General features: G+C 70.8%; 19 protein-coding genes and 2 pseudogenes. 9 read left to right on the top strand and 12 right to left on the bottom strand.

From position 1 onward, the window contains the following. Nucleotides 1-79: 79 nt before the first annotated feature. Nucleotides 80-1,414: a 4-aminobutyrate--2-oxoglutarate transaminase gene (gene gabT, locus ACFY0K_RS39285; protein WP_382718089.1), complete on the top strand. Its 1,335-nt coding sequence runs from the start codon at nt 80-82 to the stop codon at nt 1,412-1,414. A gap of 222 nt (nt 1,415-1,636) precedes the next feature. Continuing rightward, the gene (locus ACFY0K_RS39280) at nt 1,637-2,494 is read left to right on the top strand and encodes a phosphatase PAP2 family protein (protein ID WP_390643870.1); all 858 of its coding nucleotides are present in this window, start codon (nt 1,637-1,639) and stop codon (nt 2,492-2,494) included. Here ACFY0K_RS39280 and ACFY0K_RS39275 read toward each other — a convergent pair. The 8 genes from ACFY0K_RS39275 to ACFY0K_RS39240 all read right to left on the bottom strand — a co-directional run bounded on the left by ACFY0K_RS39275 (nt 2,433) and on the right by ACFY0K_RS39240 (nt 12,185). Then, nucleotides 2,433-4,211: a chitinase gene (locus ACFY0K_RS39275; protein WP_390643869.1), complete on the bottom strand. Its 1,779-nt coding sequence runs from the start codon at nt 4,209-4,211 to the stop codon at nt 2,433-2,435. The two genes, ACFY0K_RS39280 and ACFY0K_RS39275, sit on opposite strands and share 62 nt — an antisense overlap. Before the next feature lie 230 nt (nt 4,212-4,441). After that, nucleotides 4,442-4,888: a hypothetical protein gene (locus tag ACFY0K_RS39270; RefSeq protein ID WP_390643868.1), complete on the bottom strand. Its 447-nt coding sequence runs from the start codon at nt 4,886-4,888 to the stop codon at nt 4,442-4,444. Between the two features lie 126 nt (nt 4,889-5,014). Continuing rightward, a complete protein-coding gene (locus tag ACFY0K_RS39265) occupies nt 5,015-6,442 on the bottom strand; it encodes an NAD(P)/FAD-dependent oxidoreductase (RefSeq protein ID WP_390643867.1) in 1,428 nt (475 codons plus the stop codon). Nucleotides 6,443-6,475: 33 nt separating this feature from the next. Next, nucleotides 6,476-7,276, bottom strand: a complete 801-nt coding sequence (locus ACFY0K_RS39260; protein WP_351959615.1) for an ABC transporter permease — start codon at nt 7,274-7,276, stop codon at nt 6,476-6,478. Then, nucleotides 7,277-8,209 (bottom strand): ABC transporter permease, encoded by a 933-nt coding sequence (locus tag ACFY0K_RS39255; protein ID WP_382718080.1) that lies wholly within the window; start codon nt 8,207-8,209, stop codon nt 7,277-7,279. Then, on the bottom strand, nt 8,209-9,354 hold the full coding sequence (locus ACFY0K_RS39250; protein ID WP_093498800.1) for an ABC transporter ATP-binding protein: 1,146 nt from the start codon (nt 9,352-9,354) through the stop codon (nt 8,209-8,211). Before ACFY0K_RS39250 ends, ACFY0K_RS39255 begins: the two co-directional genes overlap by 1 nt. A gap of 7 nt (nt 9,355-9,361) precedes the next feature. After that, complete coding sequence (locus ACFY0K_RS39245) at nt 9,362-10,597, bottom strand: PotD/PotF family extracellular solute-binding protein (RefSeq protein ID WP_390643866.1); 1,236 nt, start codon at nt 10,595-10,597, stop codon at nt 9,362-9,364. A 52-nt stretch (nt 10,598-10,649) separates the two neighbouring features. Then, entirely contained in the window at nt 10,650-12,185 is a 1,536-nt protein-coding gene (locus ACFY0K_RS39240) for a gamma-aminobutyraldehyde dehydrogenase (protein ID WP_390643865.1), read from the bottom strand. A 208-nt stretch (nt 12,186-12,393) separates the two neighbouring features. On the opposite strand from ACFY0K_RS39240, the gene ACFY0K_RS39235 reads away from it, so the two are divergent. After that, complete coding sequence (locus ACFY0K_RS39235) at nt 12,394-13,008, top strand: NADAR family protein (RefSeq protein ID WP_390643864.1); 615 nt, start codon at nt 12,394-12,396, stop codon at nt 13,006-13,008. Between the two features lie 272 nt (nt 13,009-13,280). Here the strand turns inward: ACFY0K_RS39235 and ACFY0K_RS39230 are convergent, their stop codons facing one another. Next, nucleotides 13,281-14,003, bottom strand: coding sequence for a DUF4190 domain-containing protein (locus ACFY0K_RS39230; protein ID WP_390643863.1), 723 nt, complete (start codon nt 14,001-14,003; stop codon nt 13,281-13,283). A gap of 19 nt (nt 14,004-14,022) precedes the next feature. On the opposite strand from ACFY0K_RS39230, the pseudogene ACFY0K_RS39225 reads away from it, so the two are divergent. Further along, nucleotides 14,023-15,265, top strand: a pseudogene (locus ACFY0K_RS39225) (adenosine deaminase). Nucleotides 15,266-15,287: 22 nt separating this feature from the next. Continuing rightward, nucleotides 15,288-15,965, top strand: coding sequence for a glycerophosphodiester phosphodiesterase (locus tag ACFY0K_RS39220; protein WP_390643862.1), 678 nt, complete (start codon nt 15,288-15,290; stop codon nt 15,963-15,965). 56 nt (nt 15,966-16,021) lie between these two features. Here ACFY0K_RS39220 and ACFY0K_RS39215 read toward each other — a convergent pair. Together ACFY0K_RS39215 and ACFY0K_RS39210 are read right to left on the bottom strand one after the other, a co-directional pair. Then, nucleotides 16,022-16,696: pseudogene (locus ACFY0K_RS39215) on the bottom strand (RNA polymerase sigma factor); the annotation flags it as partial. A gap of 119 nt (nt 16,697-16,815) precedes the next feature. Beyond that, nucleotides 16,816-17,226 (bottom strand): hypothetical protein, encoded by a 411-nt coding sequence (locus tag ACFY0K_RS39210; protein ID WP_390643861.1) that lies wholly within the window; start codon nt 17,224-17,226, stop codon nt 16,816-16,818. Between the two features lie 251 nt (nt 17,227-17,477). Here ACFY0K_RS39210 and ACFY0K_RS39205 point away from each other — a divergent pair, with 251 nt between their 5' ends. Beyond that, nucleotides 17,478-18,206 (top strand): LuxR C-terminal-related transcriptional regulator, encoded by a 729-nt coding sequence (locus ACFY0K_RS39205; RefSeq protein ID WP_390643860.1) that lies wholly within the window; start codon nt 17,478-17,480, stop codon nt 18,204-18,206. A 27-nt stretch (nt 18,207-18,233) separates the two neighbouring features. Here the strand turns inward: ACFY0K_RS39205 and ACFY0K_RS39200 are convergent, their stop codons facing one another. After that, entirely contained in the window at nt 18,234-18,650 is a 417-nt protein-coding gene (locus ACFY0K_RS39200; protein WP_388717510.1) for a nuclear transport factor 2 family protein, read from the bottom strand. A gap of 304 nt (nt 18,651-18,954) precedes the next feature. Between ACFY0K_RS39200 and ACFY0K_RS39195 the strand changes: the two genes are divergently transcribed. The 3 genes from ACFY0K_RS39195 (at nt 18,955) to ACFY0K_RS39185 (ending at nt 23,390) form a co-directional block, all read left to right on the top strand. Continuing rightward, nucleotides 18,955-19,431 carry a MarR family winged helix-turn-helix transcriptional regulator gene (locus ACFY0K_RS39195; RefSeq protein WP_390643859.1) on the top strand — a complete coding sequence of 159 codons (477 nt, stop codon included), beginning with the start codon at nt 18,955-18,957 and terminating at the stop codon, nt 19,429-19,431. A 164-nt stretch (nt 19,432-19,595) separates the two neighbouring features. Continuing rightward, complete coding sequence (locus ACFY0K_RS39190) at nt 19,596-21,299, top strand: NAD-dependent malic enzyme (protein WP_390643858.1); 1,704 nt, start codon at nt 19,596-19,598, stop codon at nt 21,297-21,299. A 696-nt stretch (nt 21,300-21,995) separates the two neighbouring features. Continuing rightward, nucleotides 21,996-23,390, top strand: a complete 1,395-nt coding sequence (locus tag ACFY0K_RS39185; protein WP_390643856.1) for an MFS transporter — start codon at nt 21,996-21,998, stop codon at nt 23,388-23,390. The last annotated feature ends 3 nt before the right edge of the window (nt 23,391-23,393 follow it).

Below are 23,393 nucleotides of genomic sequence, written 5' to 3'. Positions count from 1 at the left end.
TCCGAAAACGCACCACCGGAGCAACCGGACGGGACGCGCCCGGCACGCATCGGTTCGCACCACTCATCAGGGAGCCCCCATGACCGCACTTCCGCAGGAGCGTCGCGTCGTCACCGCCATACCCGGCCCGAAGTCGCAGGAGCTGCAGTCCCGCCGTCTCGCCGCGGTGGCGCAGGGTGTGGGTTCGGTGCTGCCCGTCTTCACCGCGCGCGCGGGCGGCGGGATCATCGAGGACGTCGACGGCAACCGCCTCATCGACTTCGGTTCCGGCATCGCCGTGACCTCGGTCGGCGCCTCCGCCGAGGCCGTCGTACGCCGCGCGAGCGCCCAGCTGGCCGACTTCACCCACACCTGTTTCATGGTCACCCCGTACGAGGGCTACGTGGAGGTCGCCGAGGCCCTCGCGGAGCTCACCCCGGGTGACCACGCCAAGAAGTCCGCGCTGTTCAACTCCGGCGCCGAGGCCGTCGAGAACGCCGTGAAGATCGCGCGTGCGTACACCAAGCGCCAGGCCGTCGTCGTCTTCGACCACGGCTACCACGGCCGGACCAACCTCACGATGGCGCTGACCTCGAAGAACATGCCGTACAAGAACGGCTTCGGTCCGTTCGCGCCCGAGGTGTACCGGGTTCCGGTCGCCTACGCCTACCGCTGGCTCACCGGCCCGGAGAACGCAGGACCGGAAGCCGCCGCCCAGGCCATCGACCAGATCAGCAAGCAGATCGGCGCCGACAACGTCGCCGCGATCATCATCGAGCCGGTGCTCGGCGAGGGCGGCTTCATCGAGCCGGCCAAGGGCTTCCTCCCGGCGATCCGCCAGTTCGCCGCGGACAACGGAATCGTCTTCGTCGCGGACGAGATCCAGTCCGGGTTCTGCCGTACGGGCCAGTGGTTCGCGTGCGAGGACGAGGGCATCGTCCCGGACCTGATCACCACGGCCAAGGGCATCGCCGGCGGTCTGCCGCTGGCCGCCGTGACGGGCCGCGCCGAGATCATGGACGCCGCGCACGCGGGCGGGCTCGGCGGCACCTACGGCGGCAACCCGGTCGCCTGCGCCGGTGCGCTCGGGGCCATCGAGACCATGAAGGAGCTCGACCTCAACGCCAAGGCGAAGAACATCGAGTCGATCATGAAGCCCCGGCTCACCGCCATGGCCGAGAAGTTCGACGTCATCGGCGACGTCCGCGGCCGGGGCGCGATGATCGCCATCGAGCTGGTCAAGGACCGCGCCACCAAGGAGCCGAACCCGGAGGCCACCGCGGCCCTCGCCAAGGCCTGCCACCAGGAGGGACTGCTGGTCCTGACCTGTGGCACCTACGGCAACGTGCTCCGCTTCCTGCCGCCGCTGGTCATCGGCGAGGACCTCCTCAACGAGGGCCTCGACATCATCGAGCAGGCCTTCGCGCGGATCTGAGCCACAGACTTCGCCAAGCCCGCGCAGAGGATCTCGAACCCGTGTACCACCGCCGCCCCACCCCTCCCACCTGGCGTGATGTGGGGGGCTGGGGCGGCCCCCGTCAGGCCGTGTGAAGAAGGTGTGCGAGGTGGATGACGGGACGCGATTCCGCCTGTCGCGGCACCGGACCCTGCCGTAGGTTCTACCCAGATGAGAAATACACCCCGCCCACAGGGGACTGTGGGCGATTTCAGGCCGGGGCCTCCCCAGCTTCGACCTGGTCGTGCCCTCGCGCACACAACCGGCGCCTCCGGCTCCGGATCTCCTCACCGATCGGACGGTCGCTCGCCCCAAACCCCCCGGGGCGCGCGGCGTTCCGATCCGGACGGCCGCCTCGGAACCACCCCCCCTGTTCCGGGGCGGCCGACCTCCTTCCTTCACTTTCCCCTCGCGGGACTCCTGGCGCTCCTGGGCCTGCCGGTCCTCCTCTTCGCGCTGATCACCTGGCAGGTCGTGGCCCATGGCCCGCTGCTCCGCCTGGACAGCCGCCTGAGCAGCGCACTCGTCCACCCGGACCGGTTCTCCGAGCTTCTCTCCGACCTCGGGAACGTGCAGGTCGCGGTCCCGGTCCTGGTACTCGTCATCGCGTACGTCGCCCGGCGCGGCCGTGCCACTGGTACAGACCGGTGGTGGCTGCCGCCCACCGCCGCCGCCGTCCTGATGGCCCTGGTCCCGGCGATCATCGTGCCGCTGAAGGACTGGACGGCCCGCCCGGGGACCCCCGTCGTCCCCCCGGCGGTCGGCTACTTCCCCTCCGGCCACACGGCGACGGCGGCGATCGCGTACGGCTCGGCGACCCTGCTCCTCCTCCCCTGGCTCACGTCCGCCGCCGCCCGCCGCACCACCGTCGCCCTCGGCGCGACACTCGTCCTCGGCGTCTCCTACGGCCTGGTGCGCCGCGGCTACCACTGGCCGCTGGACGTGGTGGCCAGCTGGTGCCTGGCCACCGTCCTGCTGACGTCACTGGGACTGCTGCTCACCCGAAGTACGCGTCGAAGTTCTTCTCAAACTCCCAGTTCGAGAACCGGTCCCAGTTGATCGACCAGGTCATCAGCCCGCGCAGGGCCGGCCAGGTGCCGTGGGTGGTGTACGACCCGCAGTTCGTCTTCTTCGTCAGGCAGTCCAAGGTCTTGGTGACCTCGGACGGGGCCACGTAGCCGTTGCCCGCGTTGGTCGAGGCCGGCATGCCGATCGCGATCTGGTCGGGACGCAGGGGCGGGAAGACGTTGCCCGCGTCGCCCGCCACCGGGAAGCCGGTGAGCAGCATGTCGGTCATGGCGATGTGGAAGTCGGCGCCGCCCATGGAGTGGTACTGGTTGTCGAGGCCCATGATCGAGCCCGAGTTGTAGTCCTGGACGTGCAGCAGGGTCAGGTCGTCGCGCAGGGCGTAGATGACCGGGAGGTACGCCCCGCAGCGCGGGTCCTGGCCGCCCCACTTGCCGGTGCCGTAGTACTGGTAGCCCATCTGCACGAAGAAGGTCTCGGGCGCCATGGACAGCACGAACTTCGAGCCGTACTTGGCCTTCAGCGTCTTCAGTGCGGAGATGAGGTTGACGATCACCGGCGTCGTCGGGTTCTTGAAGTCCGTGTCACTCGCGTCCAACGACAGGGAGTGGCCCTCGAAGTCGATGTCGAGGCCGTCGAGACCGTAGGTGTCGATGATGTTCGAGACGGACGAGACGAAGGTGTCCCGCGCGGCCGTCGTGGTGAGCTGCACCTGGCCGTTGGCGCCGCCGATCGATATCAGCACCTTCTTGCCGGCCGCCTGCTTGGCCTTGATCGCCGCCTTGAAGTCGGCGTCGCTCTCGACGTTCGCGCACTCGGTGACCGGGCAGCGGTTGAAGCGGATGTCCCCGGAGGTGGCCGAGGTCGGCTCGCCGAAGGCCAGGTCGATGACGTCCCAGCTGTCGGGGACGTCGGCGAGGCGGGTGTAACCGGCGCCGTTGGCGAAGGAGGAGTGCAGGTAGCCGACCAGCGCGTGGGTGGGCAGGCCGGTGGAGCCGCCGGAGGAACCGGTGGTCGTGGTGGCCGTCACCGCCGCCGACTTCGCGGACTCGCCGGCGTCGTTCACGGCGGTGACCTGGAAGCTGTAGGCCGTCGACGGGTTCAGCCCGGTCACGGTGGCCGAGGTCCCGGTCACCGTCTGGACCTTCACCCCGTCCCGGTAGACCGCGTAGCTCGTCGCGCCGGTGACCGCGGACCAGGACAGGGCCACGCTGGAGGCGGTGACCGAGCCCGCGGTGAGCCCGGTGGGTGCGGCCGGCGGCTGGCCCGTGGTCGCGCCGCCCGGCCCGACCAGCGACACGTCGTCGGCGTAGTAGGAGCCGGTGCCGTACCAGCCGTGGGTGTAGATGGTGACCTTCGTGGTCGAGGCGCCGGTGGTGAAGGTGGTGGTGAGTTTCTGCCAGTCGGGCGCGGACTGGGTCCACGTGGAGACGTCGGTGGTGCCGGTGCCGCTCGCGCCGAGGTAGACGTAGGAGCCGCGGACGTAGCCGGACAGGGTGTACTGCGAACTCGGCTTGACGGTCACGGTCTGCGCGCACTGGGCGTTGTCACTGCCGGCCGGGGTCGCCTGCAGCGCGGAACTGCCGCTGTGCACGGGTGAGCTGACCGTCGTGCCGCTGCCCGCCGTGCAGGTCCAGCCGGAGAGGCCCGATTCGAACCCGCCGTTGACGGCGAGATCCGCGTCGGCCGCACGGGCGGCCGACGAGAGCGCGGTGATACCGGGTACGGCCAGCAACGCGGCCGTGAGCATGATGAGGACAGGTCTCGCGCGAACCACAAGTGCCTCCGGGGATGGGGGATTTGGAGGTGGGGTGCGCTCAACTTGGTCCAGACCAATTCACTTGTCAAGGCCTACGGCAACGGCCCGGTGCACAGCCCTGCCACCCCGCAAAGGGGCGCGGGGAACTGCGCTACCAGCCACGACGGCGCCGCACCCGACCGCCGACCGCACCCGCCACGGCACCCGCTCACCGTCGGCGCCTACTCACCGTCGGCCAAGCCGGCGGCAGCCTCGTGCATCGCCAGCTCCAGCAGCGCCGGATCCGTCAACGTCCCCGACCCGTCCGGCGCCACCAGCCACCGCACCCCCGGAGTCGACCGCCCGGGATACGGCACGACGATCCAGGTGCCGGCGCCCGCCGTGCGGATCCCGGTGCCGAGCCACCGGGCCGCCGTGCCGGGCGGCACGAAGAAGCCCACCCGGTTGTCCCCGAAGTCGGCCAGGACGGGCCCCGGTCGGTCGAGGACGCGGGTGAGCACGTCGAGGGTCGGATAGCCGAGCTCGCCCGGCAGGATCAGTACGTCCCAGGCTCTGCCGGCGGGCAGCAGCGCGACCCCTCGCGGGTTGCGCTCCCATTCCCAGCGGCAGGCTTCGGGATCCGGTGCGGCGGATGCCAGCCATTCGACCGCCGTCTTCGCCCCAGTCATCAGAAGACCTCCCCATCTCAGTCGTGGACGCGGCGTCGCGTCACGAGGAGAGAGGGAGGTCTTCCGGGGGCATTACGCGGGTTTCAGCACCGTATTGAAGTGAACTGGATCATACGGCGGGCCGGCTCAGCTGTCGAAGCCCAGTCCCAGCCGGTCCATCGTCCGCAGCCACAGGTTGCGGCGGCCGCCGTGCGCGTCGGCGCGGGCCAGCGACCACTTGGTGAGGGCGATGCCGGTCCAGGCGAACGGCTCGGGCGGGAACGGCAGCGGTTTCTTGCGGACCATCTCCAGGCGGGTGCGCTCGGTCTCCTCCCCGGCCAGCAGGTCCAGCATCACGTCGGCTCCGAACCGGCTGGCGCCGACGCCCAGGCCGGTGTACCCGGCCGCGTACGCCACCTTCCCCTGGTGCGCGGTGCCGAAGAACGCCGAGAAGCGGGAGCAGGTGTCGATCGCGCCGCCCCACGCGTGCGTGAAGCGGACGCCCTCCAGCTGCGGGAAGCAGCTGAAGAAGTGCCCGGCGAGCTTGGCGTAGGTCTCCGGACGGTCGTCGTACTCGCGGCGCACCCGGCCGCCGTAGTGGTGGATGGCGTCGTAGCCGCCCCACAGGACGCGGTTGTCGGCGGACAGCCGGAAGTAGTGGAACTGGTTGGCGGAGTCCCCGAGGCCCTGCCGGTTCTTCCAGCCGATCGCGCCGAGCTGTTCGGCGGTGAGCGGCTCGGTCATCAGGGCGTAGTCGTAGACCGGGACGGTGTAGGCGCGGACCCGCTTGACCAGGTTCGGGAAGATGTTGGTGGCGAGCGCGACCTGCCGGGCGCGGACCGCCCCGTACGGCGTGCGTACGGCCATGCCGGCGCCGTAGGCCTTCAGGGCGAGGGCGGGCGTGTGCTCGTACACGCGGACGCCGAGTGCGAGGCAGGCCTGCTTGAGGCCCCAGGCGAGCTTGGCCGGGTGCAGCATGGCCACGCCCCGGCGGTCCCACAGCCCCGCCTCGAAGGTCGGCGAGTCCACCTGCGCCCGCACCGCGTCGGCGTCGAGGAACTCCATGTCGTCGGCGAGGCCCTGCCGCTCCAGGTCCTTGTGCCAGTCGCGCAGTTCCCAGGCCTGGTAGGTCTCGGTGGCGACGTCTATCTCGCCGGTGCGTTCGAACTCGCAGTCGATGCCGTGCCGGGCGACGGCGGCCTCGATCTCGTCGAGGTTGCGCCGGCCCAGTTCCTGCAGCCGGTGGATCTCCTCGGGCCAGCGGGCGAGGCCGTTGGGCAGCCCGTGGGTGAGGGAGGCGGCGCAGAAGCCGCCGTTGCGGCCCGAGGCGGCCCAGCCCACCTCGTGGCCTTCCAGCAGGACCACCTCGCGCCCGGGGTCGCGCTCCTTGGCGTTGAGCGCGGTCCACAGTCCGCTGTAGCCGCCGCCGACGACCAGCAGGTCGCAGGTGTCGGCGCCGGTCAGCGCGGGCTCGGGGTGGGGCTTGCCGGGGTCTTCCAGCCAGTACGCGACGGGCTGTGCTTCGGAGAGAGACTTGGTCCAATCTGCCTGACGGCTCATGGCGCTTGGGGCCATGATTTTCAACTCCCTACAGAGTCAATAAAGGGGTTATGCCTTTTGCCTGTTGCGGCGGTTGTTGATGAGCATGGATGCCAGGACGAACAGTACGGCGACCAGGAACATGGCCGTACCGATGACATTGATCTGGACGGGCGTGCCGCGCTGTGCCGAACCCCAGACGAACATGGGGAAGGTGACGGTGGAGCCCGCGTTGAAATTGGTGATGATGAAATCGTCGAAGGAGAGCGCGAAGGACAGCAGCGCGCCCGCCGCGATTCCGGGGGCCGCGATGGGGAGGGTGACCCTGACGAACGTCTGCGCCGGTCCGGCGTAGAGGTCCCGGGCGGCCTCCTCCAGGCGCGGGTCCATCGACATCACGCGCGCCTTGACCGCGGTGACGACGAAGCTGAGGCAGAACATGATGTGGGCGATCAGGATGGTGTAGAAGCCCAGCTGGGCGCCCATGTTGAGGAACAGGGTGAGCAGCGAGGCCGCCATCACGACCTCGGGCATCGCCATCGGCAGGAAGATCAGCGAGTTGACGGCGCCGCGGGCGCGGAACCGGTAGCGGACCAGCGCGAAGGCGATCATCGTGCCGAGCACGGTGGCGCCGATCGTCGCCAGGGCGGCGATCCGGAGGCTGATGGAGAGCGAGCCGCACATGTCGGCGACCCCGCACGGCTGCTTCCAGGCGTCCAGCGAGAACTGCTGCCATTCGTAGTTGAAGCGCCCCTTCGGTTTGTTGAAGGAGAACACCGTGACGATGACGTTCGGCAGGAGGAGATATCCGAGCGTCAGGAGTCCCGCGATGACGACGAGATTCTTCTTGAGCCAGTTGACGAAGGGCATTTAGACCAGATCCTCCGTCCCGGACCGGCGGATGTAGACGGTGACCATGGCGAGGATCGCGGCCATGAGGATGAAGGAGAGCGCGGCCGCCGTCGGATAGTCGAGAATTCTCAGGAACTGCGTCTGGATCACGTTTCCGATCATGCGGGTGTCGGTCGAGCCGAGGAGTTCGGCGTTGACGTAGTCACCGGCCGCCGGGATGAAGGTCAGCAGGGTGCCGGAGACCACGCCCGGCATCGACAGCGGGAAGGTGACCTTCCGGAACGTCGTCCACGGCTTGGCGTACAGGTCGCCGGCGGCCTCGTGCAGCCGTCCGTCGATCCGCTCCAGCGAGGTGTAGAGCGGCAGGATCATGAACGGCAGGAAGTTGTACGTCAGACCGCAGACCACGGCGAGCGGCGTGGCCAGCACGCGGTCGCCGGCCGTCCAGCCCAGGAAGTCGGTGACGCTCAGGATGTGCAGCGAGTTCAGGACGTGCACGACCGGGCCGTTGTCGGCGAGGATCGTCTTCCAGGCCAGGGTGCGGATCAGGAAGCTGGTGAAGAACGGCGCGATCACCAGGATCATGATCAGGTTCCGCCAGCGCCCGGCGCGGAAGGCGATCAGGTAGGCCAGCGGGTAGCCGAGCACCAGGCACAGGATCGTGGCCGCGGCGGCGTAGAACACCGACCTGAGGAACTGCGGCCAGTACTCGCTCAGCGCGTCCCAGTAGGTCGCGAAGTGCCAGGTGACCTTGTAGCCCTCTTCCAGGGAGCCCGTCTGGATCGACGTGGACCCCTGGTAGATCATCGGCAGCGCGAAGAAGACGACCAGCCAGAGGATGCCGGGCAGCAGCAGCCAGTACGGGGTCCACTTGCCGCGCCTGCGCGGGGCCTTCTTCGTCTCGGGTTCGGCGGGCGCGAGCGGCGGCGGCGCCTCGGAGAGCGTGGCCATCAGGCGGCCTCCTCCTCGGTGCCGGCGTCGATGTCCTGGGCGGCGTCGAGGCCGAAGGTGTGCGCCGGGCTCCAGTGCAGGACGACGTCGGCGCCCGGGACCAGCCGGCCGTCGCGCTCGACGTTCTGCACGTACACCGCGAACTCGGGGCAGACGGCGCTGTCGATGACGTACTGCGTGGAGACGCCGATGAAACTCGCGTCGGCGACCTTCCCGGTGATCCGGTTGCGGCCCTCGGGGATGGAGCCCGCGTCGTCGGCGTGGGTGAGGGAGATCTTCTCGGGCCGGACCCCGACCAGCACCTTGCCGCCGGTCGTGGTCGGCGCCGAACATCGCGCCTCGGGCAGCACCAGCTTGCCGCCGCCGGCCTTGAGGACGATGTCGTCGCCGCTCTTCGAGTCGACCTCGGCCTCGATCAGGTTCGAGGTGCCGAGGAAGTTCGCGACGAACGTGGTGTTCGGGTTCTCGTAGAGGTCGGCCGGCGAGCCGAGCTGCTCGACGCGCCCCGCGTTCATCACGGCGACCGTGTCGGCCATGGTCATGGCCTCCTCCTGGTCGTGCGTGACGTGCACGAAGGTGATGCCGACCTCGGTCTGGATCCGCTTGAGCTCCAGCTGCATCTGGCGGCGCAGCTTGAGGTCGAGGGCGCCGAGCGGCTCGTCGAGGAGGAGCACCTTGGGGTGGTTGATCAGCGCGCGGGCCACCGCGACCCGCTGCTGCTGGCCGCCGGAGAGCTGGTGCGGCTTCTTGCGCGCCTGCTCGCCGAGCTGGACCAGCTCCAGCATGTCCTCGACCTGCTTCTTCACGCTCTTGATGCCGCGCCGGCGCAGGCCGAAGGCGACGTTCTCGAAGATGTCCAGGTGCGGGAAGAGGGCGTACGACTGGAAGACCGTGTTCACCGGCCTCTTGTACGGCGGCAGATGGGTCACGTCCTGGTCGCCGAGGTGCACGGTGCCGGTGGTCGGCTCCTCCAGTCCCGCGATCATGCGCAGGGTGGTGGTCTTGCCGCAGCCGGAGGCACCGAGGAGGGCGAAGAAGGAGCCCTGCGGCACGGTCAGGTCCATCGGCTGTACGGCGGTGAAGCCGTTGTCGTAGGTCTTGCCGATGCCGGTGAGGCGGACGTCGCCGCTGCTGTCTGTCGTCATGGTGTCGTCACGCCCCTGTGAGCTTCGCGAACTTCTGCTGGTAGGCCGTCTCTTCCTTCGAGCTCAGGGCGCGGAAGGCGTGGGACTTGGCCTGCATGGCTTTGTCGGGAACGATCAGCGGGTTGCTCGCCGCCCCCTTGTCGATCTTGGCGAGGTACGGCTGCACGTCCGCGACCGGGCTGACGTAGTTGACGTAGGCGGAGAGTTCGGCGGCCGGTTCGGGCTCGTAGTAGTAGTCGATGAGCCGCTCGGCGTTCGTCTTGTGGCGTGCCTTGTTGGGGATCATCAGGTTGTCGGTCGACGTCATGTAGCCGCTGTCCGGGATGACGTACGCGACGTCCGGGTTGTCGGCCTGGAGCTGCACGATGTCGCCGCCCCAGGCGACGCAGGCGGCCAGGTCGCCCTTGCTGAGGTCCGAGGTGTAGTCGTTGCCGGTGAACCGGCGGATCTGCCCCTTGTCGACGGCCTTCTGCAGCCGGGCGATCACCGCGTCGTAGTTGTCGCCGGTGAACTTCGCCGGGTCGATGCCCATGTCGAGCATGGTCATGCCGACGGTGTCGCGCATCTCGGTCAGCAGGCCGACCCGGCCCTTGAGCGCGGGGTTGTCGAGCAGGTCGGAGACCGACTTCACCTCGACGCCGTTCAGGGCCTTCTTGTTGAAGGCGACGACCGTCGAGATGCCCTGCCAGGGGTACGAGTAGGCGCGGCCCGGGTCCCAGTCGGGACTGCGGAACTGGTCCGACAGGTTGGCGAAGGCGTGCGGCAGGTTGGACGCGTCCAGCTTCTGGACGTAGCCGAGCCGGATCATGCGGGCGGCCAGCCAGTCGGTGAGGACGATCAGGTCGCGGCCGGTGTCCTGGCCGGCGGCGAGCTGCGGCTGGATCTTGCCGAAGAACTCGTCGTTGTCGTTGATGTCCTCGGTGTACTTGACCGTGATCCCGGTCCGCTTGCGGAACGCGTCCAGCGTCGGGTGCTGCTTCCCGCTGTCGTCCACGTCGATGTACTCGGGCCAGTTGGAGAAGTTGACGACCTTCTCCGTGGCCGAGTGGTCGTCGGCGGAGACGCCGCCCTGGGACTTGCCGGCCGCGGGGATGCCGCAGGCGCTCAGCGCCCCGGCGCCGCCCACCGCGAGCGCACCGCCCAGGAACGACCGGCGGGCCAGAGCGGCCCGGCCGGTGCGGAGACTGCGCCGCATGGCGGCCGCTTCGACCGGGGTCGGGCGGTCGGGCTCGTACTGCCTCATACGCTTGGTGCCCTTTCGGGAAGGGGGCCGTGACGAACGGCCGGAGATCTGACTATCGGTCCCCGAAGATCGTGCGGTGCCAGTCCTTACGCGGCACCGCCGTGTTGTCGAACATAACGTGCTTGACCTGCGTGTACTCATCGAACGAGTACGCCGACATGTCCTTGCCGAAGCCGGACGCCTTGTAGCCGCCGTGCGGCATCTCGCTGATGATCGGAATGTGGTCGTTGACCCACACGCACCCCGCCTTGATCTCGCGGGTCGCGCGGTTCGCCCGGTAGACGCCGCCGGTCCACGCGGAGGCTGCCAGACCGTAGGGGGTGTCGTTGGCCAGCCGGATGCCCTCATCATCACTGTCGAACGGCAGAACGACCAGCACCGGCCCGAAGATCTCGGACTGGACGATCTCGCTGTCCTGCGGTGCGTCGGCGACCAGGGTCGGCCGGTAGTACGCGCCGGCCTTGAGCTCCCCTCCCGGGGCCTCTCCGCCGGTCACCACGCGCGCGTAGCCGCGCGCCCGCTCCACGAACCCGGCGACCCGGTCCCGCTGGACGTGCGAGATCAGCGGCCCGAGATCGGTACCTGGTGCGAACGGGTCCCCGAGCCGCACGGTCTCCATCAGGGCGGCCGTCCGCTCCACGAAGGCCTCGTAGAGCGGCCGTTGCACGTACGCGCGCGTGGCGGCGGTGCAGTCCTGCCCGGTGTTGATGAGAGCGCCCGCGACGGCCCCGTTGACGGCCGCCTCCAGATCCGCGTCGTCGAAGACCACGAACGGCGCCTTGCCGCCGAGTTCGAGGTGGAGTCGCTTCACGGTCGCGGTGGCGACCTCGGCGACCCGCTTGCCGACGCCGGTGGACCCGGTGAAGGAGGTCATGGCCACGTCGGGGTGGCCGACGAGGTGCTCACCGGCCACCTGCCCCGTCCCGGTGACGATGTTGATCACACCGTCCGGGATCCCGGCGAGCGTGGCGGCCTCGGCGAAGAGCAGCGACGTGAGCGGGGTCAGCTCGGCCGGCTTGAGCACGATCGTGTTGCCGGCCGCGATCGCCGGGAGGATCTTCCAGGCGGCCATCTGGAGCGGATAGTTCCAGGGCGCGATGGAGCCGACGACACCGATGGGCTCGCGGCGGATGTACGAGGTGTGGTCACCGGAGTACTCGGCGGCGGCCTGGCCCTGCAGATGCCGGGCGGCACCCGCGAAGAAGGCGGTGTTGTCGATGGTCCCGGGCACGTCGAACTCGCGCGTGAGCTTCAGCGGCTTGCCGCACTGAAGGGACTCGGCTCGGGCGAATTCCTCGGCGCGGTCGGCGAGCACGGCGGCGAACCGGTGCAGCGCGTCCGACCGGTCGCCGGGCGTGGTCCCGGCCCAGCCCGGAAAGGCGTCCCGCGCGGCGGCCACGGCCCGGTCGACGTCCTCCGGGCCGGCCAGTTCGTACGTGTACACGTCCATCCCGGTGGCCGGGTCGACGACGGCGTGCGTGTGTCCCGACGTGCCCTTGGCGAACCGTCCCGCGATGTACTGCGCGCCGCCCGCGAGCCGCTCCTGCGCGGGGAAGGTCTCCGGGGTGGCGGTGCCCGGGTTGTCCATGTCGCTTCTCCTCCGCCGTCGCCCGTCCCGAGGGGCGGGTGGCGTAGCTCCAGCTCGATTTGACTGCCGATCCTGACAGAGCAGGGGGCGACCAACAAGTGATTCCGTTGTTGCCTTTTGGTTACGCGACGGAATCTGTCGACCAGGTGTCGAGTCGGCAGGGAAAAGGGGGGACGGAGTGTCAGTGGTGGCTGCCAGACTGGCGTGCATGGCGAAGATCGATTCTGTGGAGGCCCTGATCAGGGCGGTCCAGGCGGGGGCCAGGATCAATTACCTCCACTTCTGGGGACACCGGCCGAGGCCGGACGGGCAGGTCTCGGCGAGTTGCCTGAGCCAGTGGTGGCCGTCACCCTTCGTGGTCGACGGTGTGGAATACGCGACCGCCGAGCACTGGATGATGGCGGCGAAGGCCCGGCTCTTCGGGGACGCGGAGGCGGAGCGCGCGGTCCTGGCGGCGGCCCATCCCGCCGAGGCGAAGAAGGCGGGCCGGCTGGTCCGGGGTTTCGACGAGGCGGCATGGAAGCGCGAGCGCCTCGGAATCGTCACCGCGGGCAGCGTCCACAAGTTCGCCGCCGCGCCCGACCTGCGCGACTTCCTCCTGGCCACCGGCGACCGGGTCCTGGTGGAGGCGAGCCCGGTGGACCGCGTGTGGGGCATCGGCCTGGCGGCGACGGACGCGGCGGCGGATGACCCGGGGCGGTGGCGGGGTCTGAACCTGCTCGGGTTCGCGCTGATGGCGGCACGGGACCAGCTCCGGTCCGACGCTCCCGGGCCCCCGTATAGAAACGCGGGACTTCCGACCGACGGGACCGGTCCCGCGTAAAGGAACGCGGGACGTCGGACCGACGGGACCTGCTCCACCTGAAAGAACGCGGGACCGTCCGACCGACGGGACCTGCTCCACCTCAAAGCGCGCGGGACTTCCACCGACAGGACCGGCCCCACCTGAAAGAACGCGGGACTTCCCACCGACAGGACCAGCCCCGCCTCAAAGCGCGGGGGACTTCCCACCGACGGGACCAGCCCCACCTCAAGGGGCGCGGGGAACTGCGCGACCAGCCCCCACCGGCCCGCACCCGAACGACGACGCGGCCTCTACTGGCCCCCCTGGCTCCCCGCCACCACGATCAGCGTGATGAACGCGGCGATTATCACCAGCCCCGCCGACCCGCAGATGATCCCGGCCAGCGCCTGCCCGCCGTTGGTCGCCTCCCCCCGCCGCACCCGCCTCCGCCCGATCACGCCGAACACGATCGCAAGCACCCCCATCACGAACGCGACCGGCGCCAGGCAGAACCCGATCGCGCTGATGATCCCCGTCACCATGGCGGCCGTGCCCAGCCCGTTGTTCGGCATCGGCTGCATACCGGGCCAGCCGCCGTACCCCCCGGGCCCCGCCGGATACACCGGATACGCCGGCAGCGCCTGGCCCGGATGCTGGCCGGGATAGCCGTACGGCACCGGCCCCGGCCCGTTCGGGGCGATCGGCGGTGGCGGCACCGCCGCACTCTGCGGCTGCTGGGCCGCAGGCGGAGCATAGGGGTTCGGCGGCACGTCAGGGCCCGGCGCCGCGAAGGGGTTCACCGGCGGAGCCGGAACCGTGCCGGACGGCGCGGCGAAGGGGTTGGCCCAGCCCTGCGGCGGCGCCTCGGCGGGGGCGTCCGGCCCCGGTACCGCCGCGACCGTCCGCTGGTCGTGCACCGACGGCGGTGCCACCGGCGCCACCGGCGTCACCGGCGCCTCGGAGCCGGCCCCCTCCCCGGCGGCCTCCCCCTTGTCCAGCCGTATCTTCGAAGCCTCCGGCACCTCGTCAGCCATCGTGCGACGTCCCCTCCTCCTGCGCGCATGCCGCCGTCATGCTACGGGCCGGGCCCCGCCGGACCGCGGCCCGGCCCGTCCGGCCTACCATGACCCCCGAGTCACCGATCAGCCGATCACCGCGCAGGGCCCCACGGCCGTACCCCGCCGCAGGCGGCCCGCGCCGTTCCGGGGAGGAACCCTTGACCGACCGCCACACCGACCCCGCAGCCCCGCGCGACACGCACGATGTACACGACGTGCACGCCTTCATCGCCGGACTGCCCAAGGCCGAACTGCACGTCCACCACGTCGGCTCCGCCTCCCCCCGCATCGTCTCGGAACTGGCCGCGCGGCACCCCGACTCCAAGGTCCCGACCGACCCCGAGGCCCTGGCCGACTACTTCACCTTCACTGACTTCGCCCACTTCATCGAGGTCTACCTGTCGGTGGTCGACCTGATCCGCACGCCCGAGGACGTTCGGCTGCTCACCTACGAGGTGGCGCGTGACCTGGCCCGGCAGCAGGTGCGCTACGCCGAGCTGACGATCACCCCGTTCTCGTCCACCCGGCGCGGGATCGACGCGCGGGCCTTCATGGACGCGATCGAGGACGCGCGGAAGGCGGCGGAGGCCGAGTTCGGCACGGTGCTGCGCTGGTGCTTCGACATCCCCGGCGAGGCGGGCCTGGAGGCCGCCGAGGAGACGGCACGGCTGGCGACCGACGACCGGCTGCGCCCGGAGGGCCTGGTCTCGTTCGGTCTCGGCGGCCCCGAGATCGGCGTGCCGCGGCCGCAGTTCAAGCCGTACTTCGACCGGGCGATCGCGGCCGGCCTGCGCTCCGTCCCGCACGCGGGCGAGACCACCGGCCCCGGCACGGTCTGGGACGCGCTGACCCACCTGCGCGCCGAGCGCATCGGCCACGGCACCAGCTCGGCGCAGGATCCGAAGCTCCTCGCCCACCTCGCCGAGCACCGCATCGCCCTCGAGGTGTGCCCGACCTCCAACATCGCCACCCGCGCGGTCCGCACCCTCGAAGAGCACCCGATCAAGGACTTCGTGGCCGCCGGTGTCCTGGTCACGGTCAACTCCGACGACCCGCCGATGTTCGGCACCGACCTCAACAACGAGTACGCGGTCGCCGCCCGTCTCCTCGGCCTCGACGAGCGCGGCCTCGCGGACCTCGCGAAGAACGCGGTCGAGGCGTCCTTCCTGGATCTGACGGGCAAGGCGAAAATCTCTGCCGAGATCGACGCGTACACGAAGGCGTGGCTCGCCCCCTGACGTGGCCTGAGAGCATGGGCGCATGCAGACCGTGACCGCCGTGGCCCACCGCGGCGACCCCTATCGCATTCGCGAGAACACGCTCGGCTCCCTGCGTTCCGCGCTCCACCGCGGCGCGGACGCGGTGGAGACCGACGTGCGGCTCACCCGTGACGGCGTTCCCGTCCTCCTGCACGACGCCACGCTCAAGCGGCTGTGGGAGCACGACCGCCCCCTGCACACCCTGTCGGCGGACGAGGTGCGCGGCCTCACCGAGGGCGGTGTGCCGACCCTCGCCGAGGCGCTGGCGGCGACGGAGGGCAGCCGGGTGATGCTCGACCTGCCCGGCGACCCGGGCGAGCGGGCGGTGGCGCGGATCGTGGCCGTGGCCAGGGAGTGCGACGCGACCGACCGCGTCTACTACACGGGCGACGCCGTCGCGATGCTGGCGGTCCGGGCGGCCGACCCGTCCGCCGAGATCGCCCTGACCCGCAAGACCCTGGCGCCGGTCCGCCCCGCGCTCCTGGACGTGATCCGCCCCCGTTACCTGAACTACCGCTTCACCCTGCTCGACCACGCCCTGGTCGAACACGTCCACCGCACCGGCCACCTGGTCTCCTGCTGGACCCCGGACACCCGCCGCTCGCTGCGCCGCCTGCTGGAGATGAGCGTCGACTCAATCACCACGAACAGAGTGGACGTACTCAACGCCCTCCGCTGAACGCGCCCCCGAAGGGGCGCGGGGAACTGCGCGAGCAACCCCCACCGGCCCGAGCTGAACCCGCGACCGTTGGGCCACCGGGCCAGCCGCTTGCGCCAGACGGAGTCGGGCCGGCCGTCCCAGCGGGCGGTCAGCTCGCGCGGTTCGGGGCAGGCCCCGTCCAGCGCGCGCACGATGCCCCGCGAGGCCTCCAGCCGTTCCTTCATCCGCTGCACTCGGACGGCGGCGTGCTGCCGGCTGATGCCGACGGCCGCCGCCAGTTCACGCCGCGTGAGTTCGCCGGAGACCTCCACCCACCACAGGGACACCAGCTGCCGGTCCTCGGCGTCCAGCCACCGCACGGCCTCCGCGACCTCCCGCCGCTGCCCCTCCAACTGGAGCCGCAGCACCGTGAGTTCCGCGAAGTCGGCGGTGCCGTCTGGGACCGCCTCGTCCAGTTCCCGGTCGTGTCTGCGGCGCGCCCGGTCCCGGATCTGCCGCATGGCGATGGCCACCAGCCAGGACCGGAAGCTGTCCGGGTCGCGCAGGGTGCCGAGGTTGTCGACGGCACGCAGCATGGTCTCCTGGACGACGTCGTCGACGTCCGCGTGACCGTTGAGGGCACGCCCGACCACGTTGTAGACCAACGGCAGCCAGCCCTCGACCAGTTCGTCCAGCGCGCGCCGGTCGCCGGCCTGCGCGGCCGCGACGGTGGCCCTCCACTGCAGCGACACCGGCACGTCCGTCCTCATGACCGCACCCTCTCAGCCGGGGCGATGGCCTTGGCGATGTCGGGGAGCACAGTGCGGAGACGGAGCACGGGGTTCCGCGATAACACTTTTACCGCCCCGGCTCTCCCACTGTTCCCTGGCTACCGGAACAGGGGGCGGGGATCGACACCGGCGGCGGCCATGTCCCGCTGCACGAGACCGGCGAACTGCCGGATCTGCTGGAGCAGTGCGGACTCGTCGACCACCCCGCTGCCGACTCCCGGCGAGAGAACCGATCCGATCCGCCATCCGCCCGCCGTCCGGGTGATGCCGACCACCCCCTTCTCGGCGAAGGACATCGAATCGAGCGCGAAATCGGGACGCACCGGCTCCGGATCGCGAACCCAGTTCGTCAGCTCGGACGCGAGTTCGGCCACCGGGAAGAGGACCTCGTTGTAGATCAGGACATCACCGTCGGCGACCCACAGGTCGGCCTCGATGTCGGTGCAGAGCCGCTCCACACCGGTACCGCGGAGGTCCCGGGTGGTGAAGTTCGAATAGGAGATGATCACGGACTCGTCCTGGTCCCGGTGGGCCTCCCGGTCGGGAGGAAGATCGCGTTCTTCGACTCTAGCGCCCGGGTCACCCGGGCCCGGACCTGAGGTCCGGCCCCGGGCCGAACCGCGCCCAGCCTCCGGCCGAAGCGAGAACGGCGTACGACTCCGGACTGGTCCGCGCCAAGTAGCCGGACCCCCTCTCCCGGTGCGGCGGCTCCAGGCGTAGCATGTGAACGAAACAGTTTCGTTCACGGAACGGACCTCGCATGGAGAAGACAGGCACGGTCTCCGTACTCGTCGTCAACGACCAATCCCTCCAGCGCCTCGCCCTGCGCATGCTCCTCGCCGCCGAGCCGGGACTGACGGTCGTCGGGGAGGCGGCGGACGGGGACGAGGCGATCCGTGCGAGCGCCGCGCTCCACCCCGACGTCGTCCTCATGGACAGCCAACCGTCACGGGCGGACGCCATCGACACCATCCGGCGCATCGCCCGCCCCGCCGCCCGGACCCGCACCCCCTCCGCCGGTTTCACCGGCGAGGCCGCGGCCGCCTCCCGCGTCCCGCGGGTCCTGATGCTGACCGCGGCCGAGCAGGAGGCGGACGCCTGGGCGGCCCTGCGGGCGGGCGCCGGCGGCTTCCTGCTCAACGACGCCGACCCGGCCGAACTGACCGCGGCCATCCGGGTGGTGGCCGCCGGCGACGCCGTCATCACGCCCGGTCTGACCCGCGCGCTCATCGACGCCGTACGCCAGCAGCACACCGTCCGCCCCCTCCCCCGCACCTCGGGGCTCGGCGCCCTCACCGGGCGCGAGCGCGACGTCCTGATCGCGGTCGCCTCCGGCTGGACCAACGCCGAGATCGCGCAGTGGCTGTCCATCGCCCCGACCACCGTGAAGACCCACGTCAGCAACGTCCTCGCGAAGATCGGCGCCCGCGCCCGGGTGCAGGCGGTCGCCTTCGCCTACGAGTCGGGGCTGATCCGGCCGGCGGCGTAGGTGCCCCGGCGGAACAGCCGCGAGCCCCTAGAAGCTCTCGCCGCCCAGCGCCTTGAGGAAAGCCAGCGGGTTCCAGTACTCGCGGTACCGGACGATCTTGCCGTCCTTGAACGTCACGAACGTCGCGTAGCTCATGTCGTACGGGTTCCCGTTGGCCAGCACCCGGCCGGTGACGCTCCAGTCGGCGACGGCCGTGTCCGGGTCGTCGGTCGCATGGACGGTCAGCGACGTGATCCGCTGCACGTCGATGAGGTCGGGGTAGCCCTTCAGGTACTCGTGGACGGCCGCCCGGCCCTCCAGCCGAGTGGGGCTGCCCTCGGGGGCGAAGGGGAACTCGACGACCACGTTCTCGTCGCACTGGTCCGCCCATGCCCGCATGTCCTTGGCGAGGAAGATGTCGAGGCTGCGCCGCACCAGGTCGGCGGCGGCAAGGGTCTCACTCATGGTTCGTTCCCATCGTGATGCGAAGTGGGCCACCCATTAATGTGGCTAGCCACATATTTGCTTGGCTAGCCACATAAATCAAGCGATGGACCCACCGCAGTGCCAAATAAATTGCCCACGCAAGCAACTTTTTGCCCGTTGCCCGAGCGGGTCCGGACAGGCCGCACCCCCGGGAGCGGCACGGGAGAACCGGCCTCGAACACCCGCTGCGACTAAGGTATTCCCAGCCCAGGCGGCAGCCGGAAGGTGAGTTCCCGCCGCCGTCCGCCGCCCGCCGCCCGCCGCCCGCCAGCAGAGGAGCGCCATGTCAGCCGCGAAGCCCGACCCGGTGATGCCTCGGCCCAGCCTCGTCGAGCGCGCGCCGGTCAGCTTCGGGCTCTTCGCGCTCTCCCGCGAACTGCACGGCTACGGCGCCGAGCTCCTCCTGAGGCTCGGCCTGCACCCCGGCCAGGAACTGATCCTGATGCGGCTCTTCGACCGGGACGGCCAGACACAGGCCGAACTGCAGCAGGCCGTCGGGCTCGACCACTCCACGGTCTCGCGGTCGATCCGCCGCATGGAGGACGCCGGGCTGGTCGCGCGGGCCCGCGCCGAGCACGACCGCCGGGCCTTCGTCGTCTCGCTCACCGCCGACGGCGAGGCGCTCCGCGAGCCGCTCGCCGACCTCTGGACCACCCTGGACCGCCTCGCCACCGAGACGCTGAACCGGCTGAAGGGCGCCGACTTCCTCAGCACGGTCGCGGAGCTGGAACGGGCCTACGCCACGGCCCGACGCGGCTGACCGGACTCCCGGAAGCGACCCGGAACGACCCGGAACGACCCCGCACGACCCGGCATCCCCCCGGCACGACCCGGCACGCCGGGAGCGACCCGAAGCGACCCGAAGCGACTCGGGACGCCCCGCACGCGATCCTGGAAGCCATACGGAAACGGCAAGGAGCCGATATGACGACCCAGTGGAACGCCGGCGAAGGCCACATGGAGACCACCGCCCGCGGCCGTGCCGTGCTCTCCCAGCCCCGCCTCAACCGGGGCACCGCCTTCACCCCCGAGGAGCGGCGGATGCTGGGCCTGGTGGGCCTGGTGCCCCCGGCGGTGCTGACCCTGGAGCAGCAGGCCGAGCGGGCGTACCAGCAGTACGCGGCACAGCCGACCGACCTGGCCAAGCACGTCAACCTCACCGCGCTGCACGACCGCAACCAGGTGCTCTTCTACCGCCTGCTCTGCGACCACCTCGACGAGATGCTGCCCATCGTCTACACCCCGACCGTCGGCAAGGCGATCCAGCGCTACAGCAACGAGTACCGGCGTCCGGCAGGCGTGTACCTGTCGGTGGACGCCCCGGAGGAGATCGAGAGCGCGCTCGCGGCCGCCGGTCTGGGCCCGGACGACGTGGACCTGATCGTCGCCACGGACGGCGAGGCGATCCTCGGCATCGGCGACTGGGGGGTGGGCGGCATCGACATCTCGGTGGGCAAGCTCGCCGTGTACACCGCCGCCGCCGGCATCGACCCGAACCGCACCCTCGCGGTCATGCTGGACGTCGGCACCAACCGCCAGGAGCTCCTCGACAACCCGCTCTACCTCGGCAACCGGCACCCGCGCGTGGACCGGGAGACGTACGACGCCTTCATCGACGCCTACGTCAGCACCGCCCGCCGGCTCTTCCCGCACGCCCTGCTGCACTGGGAGGACTTCGGCCCCGCCAACGCCCGCCGCATCCTGGAGCGTTACCGCCCGACCGAGTTCACCTTCAACGACGACGTGCAGGGCACCGGTGCCGTCAACCTCGCCGCCGTGCTCTCCGGGGTGAAGGCCAGCGGGACCCCGCTGCGCGACCACCAGGTGGTGATCTTCGGCGCGGGCACCGCCGGCATCGGCATCGCCGACCAGCTGCGGGACGCCATGGTCGCCGACGGTCTGACCGCCGAGGAGGCCACCGCCCGCATCTTCGGCGTCGACCGGTACGGCCTGCTCACCGAGGACCAGCAGGACCTGCGCGACTTCCAGGTCCGCTACGCCCGGCCGGCCGCCGAGGTCGCCGACTGGCAGCGGGACGAGAAGGTGGGCGGCATCGCGCTGGCCGAGGTCGTGGCGCGGGTCCGGCCGACGGTCCTGATCGGCACCTCCGGCCAGGGCGGCTCCTTCACCGAGGAGATCGTCCGTACGATGGCCGCCCACGCCGAGCGGCCGATCATCCTGCCGATGTCCAACCCGACGGACCTGGCCGAGGCGGTCCCGGCCGACCTGCTGGCCTGGACCGACGGCCGCGCCCTGATCGCCACCGGCAGCCCGTTCCGCCCGGTCGAGCGGGACGGGGTCCGGTACCTGATCGGGCAGGCCAACAACGCGCTGGTCTTCCCCGGCCTCGGGCTCGGCGCGATCGTCGCCCGGGCCACCCGGGTCACTGACGGCATGCTGGTCGCCGCCGCGCACGCCGTCGCCGGGCAGACGGACGCCGACGGCCCCGGCGCGCCGATCCTGCCCCTCACCGACCAGCTGCGCGAGACCTCGGTGGCGGTCGCCGTGGCGGTCGCCCGCGCCGCGGCCGCCGACGGGGTGGCCGGCACGACCGTCGACGACTCCGTCGAGAATCGGGTCAGGGCCGCCATGTGGCAGCCGGTGTATCCGCCGGTCAAGGCCGTCTGACCCGCCGGGGGCGCCAGGCGGCTGCCTGCCCCCCGGCGCCCTGCCCCATGGCCACCGGGCACCGGGCACCGCCGCCCAGGCGAAGCACATCCGAGTTGCACCGGCGACAACCTCGCCGCCACGGCCCGCAGGCCCGGGCAGCTGGACGACGTCGTCCGGAGGGAGGCGGCCGCCCGGGAGCCGGTGAGCAGGTCGGCCGACTTAGGCCAGGACCATCCGGCCGGCCTCCCCGACATCGCGAGGGAACCGGGAGGCCGGTGACGTCAGCGGCCAGGAGGGCACACCGAGCCGGCCACTGCACCGACCGGGCCGGCACACCGAGCCGGCCACCGCACCGACCACGCCAGCCGCACCGACCGCGCCCCTGCGGCCGGCGAGGAGTCCCCCGCACCACCAGCGCCCACCTCGCCGTCCGGGACTCCCCGGCGGCCGGGGGGGCGCCGGGCGTTCCCCCCTTCTTCGAACGTCGCGTCCGGAGGGTAGACGAGTGGGTCAATGTTGGTCAGAATCTCGACGCAGACAAAAAATCTGCCCGATATCACGGAGTCGGCCGGCTGGACGCCGACGCCAGTTCCTCGCCGCTCCACGCTGCGAGCCCCTGCGCCCGACGGGCACTCCCGTCATCCGCCCGCGATGCCGCACCCCCCCGCCCGCATCGGACTGATCCACCTCCGCGTCAGCAAGGGAGCTCACGACATGCGCACCGCTTCTCCCCGCCCCGCACCACACGATCCCCGGCAACTGCGCCGGGCGGTGACCTCCAGCTTCCTGGGGAGCGTCATCGAGTACTACGACTTCCTGCTGTACTCCACCGCGGCGGCGGTGGTCTTCCCCCACGTGTTCTTCGCCGACCTCAGCCCCACCGCCGCCACCCTCGCCAGCTTCACCACCTTCGCCACCGGCTACCTGGCCAGGCCGCTCGGCGGGGTCGTCTTCGGGCACTTCGGGGACCGGCTCGGCCGCAAGCGGACGCTCGTGGTGACGATGTCCCTCATGGGCGTCGCCAGCTTCCTCATCGGCGTCCTGCCGACCTACGGCCAGGCCGGCACCCTGGCCCCGGTCTGCCTGCTGCTCCTGCGCATCGTCCAGGGCGTGGCGGTGGGCGGCGAGTGGGGCGGTGCGGTGCTGCTGTCCGCCGAGCACGCGACCGGAGGGCGGCGCGGGCTGTGGGCGAGCTTCACCAACGCCGGCGCCCCCTTCGGCATGGCGGTCTCCACGGTGGCCATGTCCGCGACGTCGGCCGCGGTCGGCGAGGACGCCTTCCTCTCCTGGGGCTGGCGCATCCCCTTCCTGCTCAGCGTGGTGCTGCTGGCCGTCGGCCTGTTCATCCGGCTGCGGGTCAGCGAGACGCCGGTGTTCGCCGAGGCGGACAAGGAGCAGAAGACGCGGCCGGTCCAGGATGCGTCGCGCCGGCCCCTTCCCCTGCTGGACGTGCTGCGCCACCACCCCCGGGTGCTGCTGCTGGGCATCGGGGTGGGCCTGTCCGCGTTCGTCTTCCAGGGCACGGTGACCACGTACATCATTTCGTACGCGGTGCAGGACGGCTTCTCCCGGCAGACGGTGCTCAACAGCCTGGCGGTCTCGTCCACGCTCGCGGTGTTCGGCATCATCGGCTGGTCGGCGCTGTCCGACCGGCAGGGCCGGCGCCCGGTGGTCATGGCGGGCGCGCTGGCGGTGGGCGCCTATGCCTTCGCCCTGTTCCCGCTGGTCGACACGGGCAGTACGGGGCTGCTCGTGCTGGCCCTCGTGCTCGGGCAGTCGCTGGTCCACCCGATGATGTACGGCCCGCTCGCCGCGCTGTACACGGAGCTGTTCTCCACCCGGAGCCGCTACACCGGCGCCTCCCTCGGCTACCAGATCGCAGGGCTGGGGGCCGGCTTCGCCCCGCTGATCTTCACCGAGGTACAGGCCGGCGCCGGCACCGGGGCGACGACGCTCATCTCCGCGGTCATCGCCGCGTTCTGCCTGCTGACGGTGGTGTGCCTGGCCCTGCTCGGCGAGACCAGCCGCACCGATCTCACCGGCGCGGACCCGGGCGCCGCGGCCCAGCTGCCCGTCGACGGCCGGCCGGAGACCGCCCAGGCGTCGTGAGCG

Source organism: Streptomyces sp. NPDC001507, assembly GCF_042894765.1.
Taxonomy (GTDB): Bacteria; Actinomycetota; Actinomycetes; order Streptomycetales; family Streptomycetaceae; genus Streptomyces.
This window is presented reverse-complemented; position numbering and strand designations above follow the sequence as displayed.